The sequence below is a fragment of the Paenibacillus phoenicis genome (genome assembly GCF_034718895.1).
Lineage (GTDB): Bacteria > Bacillota > Bacilli > Paenibacillales > Paenibacillaceae > Fontibacillus > Fontibacillus phoenicis.
The window spans coordinates 842,233-856,244 of the sequence record NZ_JAYERP010000001.1; the positions used below are offsets into that span (position 1 = coordinate 842,233).

Genomic DNA, 14,012 nt, shown 5'->3' on the forward strand with positions numbered 1-14,012 from the left:
AGGCTTCATCCGCTGGCTGGCATTCTTTTTTCCTTGAAATATCAAACTGGGCGCAGCTTGGGCCACTGTAATTCAACGCCTTGGCTGAGGAGGCGCTGTTGAAAGTCGGATAAGGTTTCATCATGATTGCGAACGTCCGTTGGGAAGAGGTTGCGATCCAAGCAGAAGCTGGCGCACATTCCTGCAGCTTCGCCGATGTTCCATTCCACGGGATGGAGCCGGTAACAGCCGTTGGTGATATGGGTGACCCCGATGTTTTTACCGGCTGCCAGCACGTTTTTGACCCGTTTCGGGATCAAGCTGCCCAGCGGAATTTGAAAGGGCAAGGAAGAGATATCAATGTACGGCCGGTTGCCCGTGCTCGGATGCAGATCGATGCGGTAACATCCGACCCCAACGGAATCCGGGAACCACTCGGCTGCACCGTCTGGACGGGAGGCCGTGGCGACATGCTGCTCCAGCACCGTAAACTCCGCTTGAATTCGTCTCGACTCGCGGATATACGGAGCCATCGCCAGCCCGTCCTCCGTTCCGACGACGTCGCGGCGCAGGCGCAAACCAGGGTAGCCTTGCCCGCCGTCCGGCCGAGGAGCTTCAGTCTGCAGCCAATACAACAGTGACAGGCTTAGCTGCTTAGCTTGATGGAGATGACGCGCGGCTTCCTCCTCCGGGACGTCGATAATGGAGCCGAGCCAATAGTCGTTCTGCGGCCAGTTGATCAGGGAGATCGGACGAAAGCCGAAGCGGCTGTCGAAATGGGTGGGATCGAGGATTTGCCGGTATTGAAACAGCGGGAACTTGCCTCCATAACCCGGAAAAACCTCATATTCAACCGGCTCGTTTGTGGCTGGCCTCACGCCGGTTAAGCTTAACAGCCGATCCGGCCAGAAGTCGGCTCGGTATTGCCTCCAGAATTCGTACATCTCAGGTTTGTCGATGAGATGTTCTTCCCCTTCTGCATAATCTACGGCAAAGCAATACGTAAAGCTTTGGATGTCCTGCGGTGCGGGATCTCCATCGACCGCATGAGGCTCGCCGGTTTGTGCTTTCGATTCGGCCCCGGTTACATATTCGATCCCTGCGAGCGGAAGCAAATCCCCAAGTTCGGTGGCATCGATAAAAAACGGCGCCTCCAGCACCAGTTCATCCCCGGTGTCAAGATGACGCACCGTCACGCTGCGGACGGCATCTCCATCGGTTTCAGCTTGTTGGACTCGATAGCGGTGCAGAATCGTCAGCCCGCCGCTGTGAATGTACGGAGCCAGCATCTGTTGCAGCACGGCCAGGCCAACGCGGGGATCATGACTAATCCGGCTGACGATACCGCCGCCGGGATTTAATTCGGGTAGGGTTCTGGCAGCCGGCGTTAACGGATAATGCTCTCGATAGTACTGGCGTACGCCTTCGCGGAATCTCCGGTAAGTTCTTGTACAACCAAAATGCTCAATCCAGGGGTGCTCATCCGGCGGTACGGCCTGACTGGTCAGCTGACCGCCGATCCAAAGCGTCTCCTCCGTCATCATGACGGTTTTGCCCGAAGCTGCCGCGGCCAGGGCTGCGGCGGTTCCTCCGGTGCCGCCCCCAAGGATGACGATATCCGCCTTCATTTCGCGTTTCATCGCTTCAATTCTCCTTTTGTTTTGAGATTAAACGTTTGACGACAGGTTGCCCGTGATTGCATTCATTGTAGATGGTTGGGCAGGAGAACGGTACGGGAAGCGGGTGACCTTTTATGGTAATTTGATGTGGTTTCGCCTTCCGGCTTATTCCAATTTGCTTCTGATCTGGTATGCTAGGAATCATCATAGACTTATCTTGATCCGACGATTTCACGTTAGCAGGAGGGAAGCTGATGAACAAAATCACCATTGCCGTGATTGGCTGCGGCACGATTGCAAACCACGCCCACATCCCGTCTTACCTGAATCACAAGCATGTAGAAATCAAGTATTTCTGTGACATCCTGAAGGAACGTGCAGAGGCGGCTGTCACCAAATACGAATGCGGCCAGGCGATCACGGATTACCGGCAGATTGTTGAAGATCCGGAGGTGGATGCCGTATCCATCTGTACGCCAAATGCTTCGCACGCTACGATCGCCATTGATTGCCTGCGTGCGGGCAAGCATGTCCTGTGCGAGAAACCGGCAGCGCGGACTTACGAAGAAGCTCTGGAAATGCAGAAGGTTCAGCATGAGACGGGCAAAGTGTTGAATATCGGGGTGGTTAACCGGTACAACGAAAGCGTCAACCGCATCAAACAAATGATTCAAAACGGCGAGCTTGGCGAGTTGTATCATGTGTACGCCAGCTTCCGCGCACACCGATCGATTCCGGGCTTAGGCGGGGCTTTTACAACGAAGGCGATCGCCGGCGGCGGCGCGCTGATCGACTGGGGCGTTCATTTTATCGACATCGTCATGTACTGTGCGGGCGATCCCAAGCCAAAGACCGTCACCGGTCAAGCCTACTCCAAACTGGGGAAAGATATGGAAAACTATACGTATCTCAAAATGTGGGCAGGACCGCCGGACTATAACGGCACCTATGATGTCGACGACTTCGTAACCGCGCTGATCCGCACCGAAGGCCCGACGATCTCCTTGAACGGAGCTTGGGCGCAGAACATCGGAGTCGAGGAGATGTTTATCGACTTCCTGGGCGACAAGGGTGGCATTCGATTGAACTACGGCGGGGACTTTACCTTCTATACGGCGAAAGACGGTGCTTTGACCGAGACGACGCCAAAATTTATCTCTGGCAATATGTATCAGCAGGAAATCGACGGGTTCCTGGAGTGCATCCAAACGGGGGAGAAGCAGCCTTCGCATATCGACACCGTCATCCTGTCCTCCCGCATCATTCAGGCGATTTATGACTCGTCCGACAAAGGGGAGGAAATCGCGCTCTCATGAAAAAAATCGGGTTTATCGACCTGCACCTCGACCAGTTCCATGCCAACAAATATCCCGGGTGGATCGAGCAGGCTTCCGATGGCGCCATGAAGGTAACGTATGCTTATGGGAAAAGAGACAAGGAGAACGGACTCACAAACGAGGCGTGGTGCAAGGAGCACGGCATCGAATTACTGCCGTCCATTCAAGACGTCGTGGAGCGGAGCGATTACTTGATCGTGTTATCTCCCGACAATCCGGAGTTCCATGAGGAATTGTCGCAGCTTCCGTTGCAGTCGGGCAAGCCGACCTACATCGATAAGACGTTTGCTCCGGACCGGGAGACGGCGGTACGCCTCTTCGACCTGGCCGCGCAGCACGGAACGCCGATGTATTCGACGTCTGCCCTCCGTTTTGCCAGCGAATATGCGGAGATTGACAAGGCAGGGATTCAAACGATTTGCAGCTGGGGGCCCGGCGCATTCGACAACTATTCGATTCATCAAATCGAGCCGATCATCCGTCTGATGGGGGCCGATCCCAAGTGCGTCATGTACACCGGAACGCCGGATTCCCCCGCGCTTCTCATCGACTTCGGGGAAGGCCGCCAAGCATCGATCCACCATTTGGGGGACAATTGTCCTTTTACCCTTGGCATCAAATACGATAATGGAACCTTTAAGCAAGCCACGGCGGCCTCCAATTTCTTTGATCCGTTTATCCGGAACCTGGTGACCTTCTTTGAAACCGGCGAGCCCGCAGTTGACCCGGCCGAAACTGTAGCCGTGATCACCGTAATCGAGTACGGATTGAAGGCGGCGGAAACACCAGGGATATGGTTGGATTTGCCATCCTCCTAATCATAATTGATTGACACGACCCACCTTCGCCTGAAGGTGGGTTTTTAGATGATTGAATCAGAGGCTAGTGATCTTCCGAGATAAGAATGTATAATGATGGAAGCGTTCAATCCCAAAGCTCACTTGCGGGAGGAACTATGAGGAAAACTTGCAGTACCAAGATTTCGGAATCATAGATTGAGGTATAAGAAAAGTGAGGATTATCTATGAAAAATGAAATCACCACGAAACGCATGACGCTTAAAATCATCGATGACACCTATACGGATCAGGTCTTGGCGTTTGTCGTTCGGAATAAAGACTTCCTTAAGGCGTGGGAACCGCTAAGGACGGAAGATTTCTACACTTACTCCGTTCAACAGGAAATCCTGCGGGACGAAGCCGAGAAGATGGAGCAAGGTTTGCTCCGGAAATTCTGGCTATTCCAAGATGGCCGGATTATAGGTTCGGTGGCGCTCAGCAATATTGTCAGAGGGGCGTTCCAGTCCTGCCACATGGGGTATCGAATCGATGAGCAGGAGCAAGGAAAGGGACTGATGACGGAAGCCGTCGAGGCGGTGGTTGGCCATGCGTTCCGCGAGTTGCACTTGCATCGGATTGAGGCAAACATCATGCCAAGAAATCACGCATCGCTTCGCGTGGTGCAGAAGTTAGGTTTTCAAAATGAAGGAATCTCGAAAAAGTACCTGCAAATTAACGGGAAGTGGGAAGATCATATTCATATGGTTCTGCTCAATGAGGAGATGGAGTAATTAAACCCCATGCCCGCGCAGCTAAAAAAGCCCTGTCCTAAGCGATTTCACCGCCGGGACAAGGCTTTTATACGTTACCGCGCATTATTGAGCAGAATATTGCGTCTGCAGGTAATCCAGCGCCCGGGCCATTTTGTCCAGATAAGCCGGGTTTTCGTCGGAGCATTTGAACTCGATATGCCCTTTAAAAGCTTGACCGGGATTGGCCGAGCTGCCAATCAGCGAACACAGCCGCTCTACCGTGCCATGGCTGCCGTCGATCAGCTCAATATGGGGCGGCAGGATTTGCTGCAGGATGCTTTTGTAATAAGGAAAATGCGTGCATCCCAGCACAATCGTGCTGTATTGCGACAAATCGATCCCCGCGAGCTTGCGGCTGAAATAACGCTCGATTTCGTCCCGATCGAACTGCAGTTGTTCGCAATATTGCACCAACTCCGGCAGCGGCATCGAATCCACCACCTTGTGGTCGTCCACCCGGGCCACCAGGTCAGTGTATTTCGAAAGGCTTAACGTCAACGAGGTCGCAAAAACCAAGACCCGTTTGCCGGCGGCTTGGCTTCGTTTCACGGCCGGCTTCACGGCCGGCTCCATGCCGACAATCGGGATGTCGTACGTACGGCGAAGTTCCTCGATGGCGGCGCTCGTTGCGGTATTGCAGGCCACGACCAAGGCTTTAATGTCGCCCTGCATGATAAGACTTACCGATTCCTCGACGTACCGTTTCACTTCGGGCAGCGTTTTGGTCCCGTAAGGCACGTGGAGCGTATCGGCAAAATAAAGAAAATCCTCGTTCGGCAGCTTCCTCATCGCCTCCGTTAACACGGTCAAGCCGCCGATCCCTGAGTCAAAAAATGCGATTCTCACTCATATCACCTGAATTTGTTGTGGTTTGTTCATCCTGATGTTCGTCAGCGGCATCCCATTCCCGGTAAAACTGCTCCAAGAAACGCAGCATAAATTCATGCCGTGATTCGGCCAGCTTCCGGGCATGCCGGGTATTCATCAAATCTTTTAACTTTAATAGCTTTTCGTAGAAATGATAAATCGTCGTTTTCTCATGGCTGCGGTAATCCAAATCGGAGAAATCCTGCCCCGGTTCATGCATGGATCTGCCTCTGGAGCCCCCATAAGCAAATGTTCTGGCAATGCCGATCGCTCCCATGGCATCCAGCCGGTCGGCATCCTGAACGATTTGTCCGTTGAGCGTCGCCATAGGGGGATTTTTGCCGCCATTATATGACATGGTCGAAATAATCTCCATGACTTCGCTGATGACGGATGGATCCTCGATATGTGCTTCCAACCAGTTGCGAACCCGAAGTAATCCCGCTTCCTTGGACGGATTCAGCTTCTCGTCGGCGACGTCGTGCAGCAGGGCCGCCAGCTCGCATACGAACAAATCCGCCTGCTCCTTGCGGGCGATGGCCAAGGCCATGTTCCGCACCCGATGAATATGCCACCAGTCGTGGCCGCTCCCGTCCCCGCTGTGCACGTTTTGCACAAAGTGCTCGGCTTGTTCGATGATGTGCTGCCGATCCATCTGCACCGTTCCTTTCCAATCCCTAGTTCCTAGAAACATCGAATACCATCTTACCGCAAAATCGCCATTCTTTAAACTTGTTTGTGAGTCCCAGTCGCATTATATGAACGAAAGATTCAGAAGGAAGCGGCGCAAAGTGCAAATATTTACCTTTATCCTGCGGACAGGTTCAGCGATAATAGGATTGGAAAGTTCTGTATGAATGGATGAAGGAGGCTCCCTATGGCAGCGGGCAAGGAGATTCCCGAGCTTTATTTTGACGGGCAAACGATCGATGTGTTGTGGGATAATCAGGATCAAGTGGTGAAGTGGTTCGAGAAGTACTTTGGCTGGAAGGTGCTTCGGCAAGAGAACTGGAAGGTGGATCCCCGCTGTTCCCAAGGTAAAATGACTCAGTTACCCTTTGGAACCTGGCTGGTGACTTATCTTACGGATACCCGGCTCCCCCATCACTATGCTGAACGAGGGACCGTGGATGCCGACCTTCGGGTTTGCTTTCGAACCCGGGAATTGGATCGTCTGCGGCGAGCTTTTGTCACCGATGGCGTGCGAGTATCTGCCGTATATGCTGGGCCCCAATCCCGGTATTTCGATGTATGGGCTACCGCCGAAGGCATCCGGTTAACGCTGCAGGAGGATTTGACGTTGCCATCTTCCGACTTAGCGCCCTCTTGGATCAGGGTAGGCGTCAGCCGGTTAAACGAGGCGATTCAATGGTACGGACAACATCTGGGCATGAAATGTACCCAGCATCATCCGACCGACGGCTACGCAGTGATGGAGCTGCCGCTGAATCATTCCGAAGCGAAGTCGCTTTGGGTGCTTGAACAAAAAAGTGATGAGGCATGCGTCGGCAAAGTGGACGGGCAGGTCCAGCCGGTGTGCTGGATTCAGGAGCGTCAAGACTTTTTCAAGTATCATCAATATTTAAAACAACGCGGAATCGAAACCTCCGGGATCGGCGGCTATCTGACCCAGGGATTAGTAAGTTTTCACTTCTATGATCCGGACGGAAATCGATTTAATATCAGTAGTTTGTGAGGTGTAGAATGAGAAAATATTTTTATCCCATCCTGGCTTGTGTTCTAGTTGCTTCCTTGGTCCTCTCGGGTTGCGAAGGGAGTCGTTCGGAGACGGTTGACCTAGAGAACCATTTACCAAAGAAGGTAATCGAGGGCATCAAGATTGAACCCCTGCCGATGGACGACGAAGAGTATGCCATTCTGAAAGCGACAGGATCGGATAGTTCATTGATATTTGACGTGAACTTAGGTGAGGTTCAAGCCAATCGGGTTCATTTTTGGGTTGATCAGTATGTGAATGGGGAGAAAGTGGGATCCTTGCTCGGGCTGGAAACTTCTCTGGAACAGGTCAAAGACACCTTTCGCTTGTATTTAACGACCCTTGGCATGAGGAACGGGGACGAGGTCTGGACGATTGCTTTCCGGCAGAAAGGAAACGTGGTCAGCTCCAAAGCGGAAATGCCCAAGAGCGATTATGATAGTGCCATGACCCATCCCATGACGTCCATTACCGCGAACCCAAATGAAACGGCCGTATTGGGCGTAATTGTGAGAAATAAAGGGAAGGGCCATATGGAGTCCAGCGATGATGTCGATGCATTGATCCGTGACAATCAGGAAGTTCATGTCTTGAGATGTACGATCATTAAGGATCGATGAGGGGAGCCCTCTACGGGCTCACCGAGCTCGAACGGCTCATTCTGCGCTTCTCCCGGTTCCGTCTGCGGTCATTCCAATACAGTTGCAGCGCGGACAAGGCGCATAGCAGTGAAATGGCTAGAAAGATTAGCGACCATACCAGAGGGGAAACTCCTGTAAGCTGGGCCAGATTGGTCGCATCTCCCGCCTGGCTGGGCGAAACGATGGAATTCAGCAGCAGCGTGACCGGCCCCAGCACCGACTCTTCCAAGCATAAGAACGCCAGCAACAGATAATAGAAATTGCGAATTCGTCCTCCCCACAGGAAAAACGCTGCGTTCACCAGCAGAAACAAGATTAACCATCCCCGGCCGTAGCCCGAGCGTACAAACAGCAGCAGCGAGATCAACGCCAGCATACTGATCAAGACGAGGCCGGCGGCTTGTTGTTGTCGGGAATAGCCGAAGAACATGGCGACCGCAAACAGGGAAGCCGAGGTATATCCAGCCAAGGATACGGCGAATTGGCTCCATCCCGATGCCAGTACCGAATAGGTGACGCCGCTGTGATCCGGGTGCAGTTCGATGCGAAGCACCTGTCCGGACGCAAGTAAGGTAACCACGGCATGGCCCAACTCATGCACCATCGTGTCCAGCATGCGGAACCAATCGGAGAACGGGATCAATCGGGTTAAAACGGCCGCTCCGATCAGAAAAACACAAGCTTTCAGCCATTGATTCATCAAACCTTCGCCCTCCCCGGCAACTTGCAGTTGCTTTTCATTATAAGGGAGGGCAAAATAGTATTCAAAAGGCGAACAAATTTTCGGTCGGGTGGTATAATGGACGTGACGGAGGTTTAGGAACGATGAACGACGGAACGGATGAAAAACACAGCTTTTTCAGCCGACATCTACATAATAATCGGGAACAACAGACGAACCCGGAACACCAGCTAACCTTCGCCGAATTGGAAGTGGTGGACGGAAACAAGCCGGAGGAAGGCAGGAAGGAGCCGGTGAGCCGGGTGGTTGCGCCGGATCTTTGGGAGCGTACTACGGATTGGCAACAGGATTTTCGTTATATTTCCCGGGAGCAACGGTTTGTCCAGAAAGCGAAGGAATTGGAGACAGCCTTTGAGGGGGCAGCGGAGTTTGTTCCTTTTCAGACGTATTGGCCGACCTATGATGAGATGCAGCCAAGGCAGTTGAAATGGTATTTGTTCTGGCGCGGGGAGGTCCGTTCCGGACGTTATCCGGATACTGATCTGTCTTACGTATTCGTTTATTTGTACGAGCTGATCCATGGGATCGGCTGGTCGGAGCCGGCCGAAGGATATGCCTTAATGGAGCAGGTTTGGCAGGGATACCGGCAGCGTTATCCTAAGCTGGATCTCTACGTACGGGAGTGGTTATTCGATTTGGCCTTGGTGTTCCAACTGGAGGAACGTCCCACTGAACCGATGGCCAAGCTGCCACGCAATCTGTCCATGGAGCTGAAGGAGCTGGAATGGCGCAGAAGATTCACCGCCGAACCGCTGGACCTGAGCTGGGAGCTGCTGCTCAAGCTGGTGGATTATAATGTGGAAAAGAGCCGCTTTTACCAGGAGCAAGGGCGCAAGGACATGCAAAACTACGTGCCGAGGGTCATTTCGTTGGTCGACGGCTATCTTTCCAGAAGCAAGGGCATTCGGATTCTGGAGCTGTATAAGCCGAAGGAGACTCAAATCGCCCGTTACCTGTTCCGCAGCGCGGTGTATGATCATGAATTGTATGGGCGCACGAAGCCAGTCACCGTCTTGCCTTATAGCGGGCATCCGCCGCTGCGAGCCTTTCTGACCCAGCTCGTACGCCTGACCGAGAACCAATTACGGGAGTTAACCGGGTTTAAGGGAAAGCTGCGGGGGATCGACGTGGGGCCGGAGATCGAGCAGCTGGTCCGCCGTTATTTGAGCAAGGAATTTGAACGACGGAAGGCAGAAGAAGCGAAAGCCCGGGCACCCAAAGTGAAAATTAACACCGCCAAATTGCGCAAGCTGCAGCAGGAGTCCGACGAGGTGCGAGACATGCTGCTTAGCGAGGAGCAGACGCTGGCCTTTGCGCCGGAAGCACCGGGACTGCCGCTGGAGCAGGCTGCAATTTCGTTAGGACGATCGCCTGTCGAAGTGGAACCGTTGCAGCCCGCCTTTGATTTTGAACGGGGATATGAACAGGTGCTGGAAGAGGCAGAGGCGGCGCGATCCGATAGAGCAGATTCGTTTGGGGAGCGTAGGGAAGAGACGGCCATTGATTCGCAGTCCCCGCACCCGGTTGAAGAAGTTCCTCAGCCATTGGCCGAGGAACGAAGCGATGCTGAGCAGTTCCAAAGCGGGGCGATCACGAACCTGCCGGAGGAATGGCAGGAACTGTTCGCTGGCTTGACGGCTCCGCAGGCGCAGATGTTGGCCGCTCTACTCCAGGGCCAAAGTGCTGAGGAACGCCAAGCGATTGCCGAGCAGGCTGGCTCCATGCCTGAGCTGCTGATCGATGAGATCAATGAGCTGGCGATGGAGCAGATCGGGGATCTCTTAATCGACGGAGACGAAGTTGTAGATGACTACCGCGCAGAGCTTGACGAGTGGCTTGCAAGTCAACGCTAAGCGATAAGAGAGATACATTGTAGGATATAGGATAAGTTTGGAACGATGAGGTGAACGAGAATGAAACAGGTGCAAATCCCCAAGCGGCTGACCACCGCGCTCGTCAATTCCTTGACGGCCGGGGTCGTGCCGCGGGTCGGGCTGGAGCATATCGCGGTCGGGCGTAAACCGGAGGTGGCGTCGATCCTGCAGGACATGGACAATATTGCGGAGGGCGGGGCGGCTTTCCGTTTGATCACAGGGCGTTACGGAAGCGGGAAGAGCTTCCTGCTCCAGATGATTCGCAATTATGCGATGGACCGCGATTTCGTGGTGGCTGACGCCGATCTTTCGCCGGAGCGCCGGCTGGTCGGCACAAAAGGGCAGGGGCTGGCAACCTATCGGGAGCTGATGATGCATTTATCCACCCGAACGCGGCCTGACGGCGGCGCGCTGGAGACGATGCTGCAGAAGTGGATCGCCGCTCTCCAGCAGGAGCAAATGCAGGCCACCGGCCTGCGTCCCGGTGATCCGCAGCTGCATGATGCGGTGGAGCTGCGAATTTATGCGGTGACCAACGAGATGCAAAACCTCGTGCACGGTTTTGACTTTGCCAAGGTGCTGGCGGCCTACTGGTCGGGCTATAAGCTTGGCGACGATGACCGGAAAGCCGCGGCTTTACGCTGGCTGCGCGGCGAGGTGCCAACCAAAACGGAGGCGCGCCAGGAGCTGGGCGTCGGCGTGATCATCGACGACGACAACTGGTACGACTACATGAAGCTGTGGGCGGAATTTGCAGTGCGCATCGGGTATTGCGGGCTGCTGCTGTTCATCGATGAGGGCGTCAATCTGTACAAAATCACGAACAGCATCTCCCGCCAAAGCAATTACGAGAAGATCCTGACGATGTTCAACGACACGATGCAGGGGAAAGCCCAGTACCTCGGCATCTTCTTGGGCGGCACGCCGCAGTTCGTGGAAGACGAGCGGCGCGGGCTGTTCAGCTACGATGCCCTGCGCTCGCGGCTGATCGATGGGCGCTACAGCAGTGGGACGCGCCGTTCGTATACGTCGCCGATCCTGAAGCTGGACATGCTGTCGCATGAGGAAATTTTGCTCTTGCTGCAGAAGCTGCGCGAGATTCACGCGATCCATTTCGGTTACACGATGCGCCTGACCGATGAGCAGTTGATCGCCTTTATGCAGGCGGCGGTGAACCGCTTGGGTGCCGAGGAGTTGCTCACGACCCGGGAGGTCGTGCGCGATTTTATGGATGTGCTGCACCTGATGCACCAGCAGCCGGAGCTGTCGTTCGAGGAACTGATGGGCGAACGGGAGCAGGAATATGCGGCGTCTGCGAACCAAGGGGACAAGAACAAGGACGGCACCGACGAACTGGACGACTTTTTGGCGGAGTTTGAGTTATGAGCGGGACGAGCCCTTTTTCCCGGTTGGCGCCGTTTATTCAAGAATACATTTACCGCAAAAGATGGGACTCGCTGCGTGACGCCCAGATCGAAGCCTGCCGCGTGTTATTTGACACGCCGCACCATCTTCTCATCGCATCAGGCACCGCGTCGGGGAAGACGGAAGCGGCCTTTTTCCCTGCGCTTACGGAGCTCTATCATCGGCCTTCGGAGTCGGTTGGCATTCTTTACATCGGACCGTTAAAGGCGTTGATTAACGATCAGTTCGAGCGGATCAAGGAGCTGCTGCGAGACGGGGAAGTGCCGGTCTGGCATTGGCACGGCGACGTCGCCCAAGCGGAGAAAACCAAGCTGATGCAGCGCCCCAGCGGTGTCCTGCAAATTACCCCCGAATCGCTGGAAGGGCTGCTCATGAACCGCCCGAATGCGATCCCGGCGTTGTTCCATGATCTGCGATATATCATGATCGATGAGGTGCACGCGTTTATGGGGGCCGATCGCGGGATTCAGGTTATCAGCCAGCTGACCCGATTAGAGCGTATGGCTTCCTGCAAGCCGAGACGAATCGGCTTATCAGCTACGCTTGGTGATTACGAGATCGCTGCCCGATGGCTTGGGGCGGGGACGCCGCAGCCGGTGGAGGTGGTCTCCCCGCCGGGCGGACGCAAGCTAAAGCTGTCGGTGGAGCATTTCTCCTTCCCGGATGCCCGCGACGAACGGGAAGCAGAGCATTTGGAGCTGGCCAAGCAGAAGTATTATAACTTCATTTACGACAACACCCATCGCAAAAAAGCACTCGTCTTCACCAACAGCCGCACGGACGCCGAGTTGACCACGCTGGAGCTCCGCCGGATTGCGGCAAAGCGGGAGGAGCGTGATGTGTTCCATGTCCATCACGGCAGCATTTCTGCGATGCTGCGTGAAGAGACCGAGGCCGCGTTGCGCTCCGGCCCCGGCCCGGCGGTAGCCGCAGCGACGGTGACGCTGGAGCTCGGCATCGATCTGGGCGAGCTGGAGCGGGTCATCCAGCTCGGTGCACCGTACAGCTGCTCCAGCTTCGTGCAGCGGCTGGGCCGCTCTGGCCGGCGCGGCGATCAGGCGTCGGAGATGATGTTCCTCTGCGCAGAGGAAGAGGATGAGGACGCCCAATTGCCGGCACGCATGCCGTGGACGCTGCTGCGGGCGATCGCCGTCATCGAGCTGTATGTGCGCGAGCGCTGGGTGGAGCCGGTCGAGCTGCGCAAGAAGCCGGTTGGCGTGCTGTACCATCAGACGATGAGCACGCTTAAGAGCATCGGCGAAGCGGAACCGGCGGATTTGGCCCGGGCTGTACTGACGTTGCCGGCGTTTCGCGGCGTTGAGCCCGAGGAGTACAAGGCGTTGTTACAGTACCTGCTGCAAACCGACCATATCCAGCAGACCGAGGAAGGCACGCTGATCATCGGACTCGGCGGAGAGAAGGTCGTAAATAACTTCCGCTTCTACGCTGTCTTTAAAGATGACGAGGAGCATGTCGTCTACAACGGCTCTGAGGAAATTGGCAGCATCACCACTGTGCCGCCGCCTGGCTATTGCTTCTCTTTGGCCGGGAAGCTGTGGAAGGTCGAGGAAGTGGACAGCAAGCATAAAGCGGTGTACGTCAAATCCTCGCGCGGCAAGGTGGATACGCTATGGCTTGGCGCCGGGGGAGATGTCCATACCCGGGTCATGCAGAAGATGCGCCAGGTATTGGAGGAGCATACTTTGTACCCGTATCTTGCTCCGGGCGCGGCCAATCGCTTGGAACGGGCGCGCCGGTTAGCCCGGGAGAGCGGGCTGCTTAACAGTCCTGTGATTCCGGCAGGCGGCGATTCGCTGTTTATTTTGCCGTGGGCGGGAAGCAAGCAATTTCGCACCCTGGAACGATTGCTGAAGCACAACTTGTCGGATCCAATGGGCCTGCGCCAGGTCGTGCCGATGGAACCCTATTATATGGTCGTGTCGGGGAGAGCAGGCGCCAAGGAGCTGCTTGCTGCCATTGAGGCAGAACTCGCCTCGATTCCTCACCCGGAGGCGCTGCTAGCTGCGTCGGAAGCCCCTTATCTGGGCAAATACGACGAGTTTGTGCCGCATGAGCTGGTACGGCGCGCTTTTGCCGTGGACGGGCTGGATGTAAAGGGATTAGCCGAAGCTTTGGAAGCGGCGCAGAAGCCAAGTGATTTACACTCCGCGAAAGCATCCAAGAACTCCGAAGCTTGATCGATGAAGTGAATGAGTTGGC

General features: G+C 55.0%; 12 protein-coding genes. 8 read left to right on the forward strand and 4 right to left on the reverse strand.

The window, feature by feature from the left end; all coding sequences use genetic code 11:
- Positions 1 to 41: 41 nt before the first annotated feature.
- Entirely contained in the window at positions 42 to 1,619 is a 1,578-nt protein-coding gene (locus tag U9M73_RS03905) for an FAD-dependent oxidoreductase (RefSeq protein ID WP_260071409.1), read from the reverse strand.
- Positions 1,620 to 1,852: 233 nt separating this feature from the next.
- Between U9M73_RS03905 and U9M73_RS03910 the strand changes: the two genes are divergently transcribed.
- The 3 genes from U9M73_RS03910 to U9M73_RS03920 all read left to right on the forward strand — a co-directional run bounded on the left by U9M73_RS03910 (position 1,853) and on the right by U9M73_RS03920 (position 4,505).
- Positions 1,853 to 2,914: a Gfo/Idh/MocA family protein gene (locus U9M73_RS03910; RefSeq protein WP_260071408.1), complete on the forward strand. Its 1,062-nt coding sequence runs from the start codon at positions 1,853 to 1,855 to the stop codon at positions 2,912 to 2,914.
- Positions 2,911 to 3,753, forward strand: coding sequence for a Gfo/Idh/MocA family oxidoreductase (locus U9M73_RS03915; RefSeq protein WP_323076374.1), 843 nt, complete (start codon positions 2,911 to 2,913; stop codon positions 3,751 to 3,753). The genes U9M73_RS03910 and U9M73_RS03915 overlap by 4 nt, the downstream gene beginning before the upstream one ends.
- A 206-nt stretch (positions 3,754 to 3,959) precedes the next feature.
- Positions 3,960 to 4,505, forward strand: a complete 546-nt coding sequence (locus U9M73_RS03920; protein ID WP_009222878.1) for a GNAT family N-acetyltransferase — start codon at positions 3,960 to 3,962, stop codon at positions 4,503 to 4,505.
- A gap of 84 nt (positions 4,506 to 4,589) precedes the next feature.
- Here the strand turns inward: U9M73_RS03920 and murI are convergent, their stop codons facing one another.
- Together murI and U9M73_RS03930 are read right to left on the reverse strand one after the other, a co-directional pair.
- Entirely contained in the window at positions 4,590 to 5,372 is a 783-nt protein-coding gene (gene murI / locus U9M73_RS03925; RefSeq protein ID WP_009222879.1) for a glutamate racemase, read from the reverse strand.
- Positions 5,353 to 6,087 (reverse strand): HD domain-containing protein, encoded by a 735-nt coding sequence (locus tag U9M73_RS03930; RefSeq protein ID WP_009222880.1) that lies wholly within the window; start codon positions 6,085 to 6,087, stop codon positions 5,353 to 5,355. Before U9M73_RS03930 ends, murI begins: the two co-directional genes overlap by 20 nt.
- A 183-nt stretch (positions 6,088 to 6,270) precedes the next feature.
- Between U9M73_RS03930 and U9M73_RS03935 the strand changes: the two genes are divergently transcribed.
- On the forward strand, positions 6,271 to 7,089 hold the full coding sequence (locus U9M73_RS03935; protein WP_323076375.1) for a VOC family protein: 819 nt from the start codon (positions 6,271 to 6,273) through the stop codon (positions 7,087 to 7,089).
- Between the two features lie 8 nt (positions 7,090 to 7,097).
- Positions 7,098 to 7,730: a hypothetical protein gene (locus tag U9M73_RS03940; RefSeq protein WP_323076376.1), complete on the forward strand. Its 633-nt coding sequence runs from the start codon at positions 7,098 to 7,100 to the stop codon at positions 7,728 to 7,730.
- Positions 7,731 to 7,740: 10 nt separating this feature from the next.
- Here the strand turns inward: U9M73_RS03940 and U9M73_RS03945 are convergent, their stop codons facing one another.
- Complete coding sequence (locus U9M73_RS03945; RefSeq protein WP_009222883.1) at positions 7,741 to 8,451, reverse strand: M50 family metallopeptidase; 711 nt, start codon at positions 8,449 to 8,451, stop codon at positions 7,741 to 7,743.
- 125 nt (positions 8,452 to 8,576) lie between these two features.
- On the opposite strand from U9M73_RS03945, the gene U9M73_RS03950 reads away from it, so the two are divergent.
- The 3 genes from U9M73_RS03950 to U9M73_RS03960 are packed head-to-tail and all read left to right on the forward strand — an operon-like array spanning position 8,577 to position 13,990.
- Positions 8,577 to 10,346: a TerB N-terminal domain-containing protein gene (locus U9M73_RS03950; protein ID WP_323076377.1), complete on the forward strand. Its 1,770-nt coding sequence runs from the start codon at positions 8,577 to 8,579 to the stop codon at positions 10,344 to 10,346.
- Between the two features lie 60 nt (positions 10,347 to 10,406).
- Positions 10,407 to 11,753, forward strand: a complete 1,347-nt coding sequence (locus tag U9M73_RS03955; protein WP_323076379.1) for an ATP-binding protein — start codon at positions 10,407 to 10,409, stop codon at positions 11,751 to 11,753.
- Positions 11,750 to 13,990: a DEAD/DEAH box helicase gene (locus U9M73_RS03960; RefSeq protein WP_323076380.1), complete on the forward strand. Its 2,241-nt coding sequence runs from the start codon at positions 11,750 to 11,752 to the stop codon at positions 13,988 to 13,990. Before U9M73_RS03955 ends, U9M73_RS03960 begins: the two co-directional genes overlap by 4 nt.
- Positions 13,991 to 14,012: the final 22 nt, after the last annotated feature.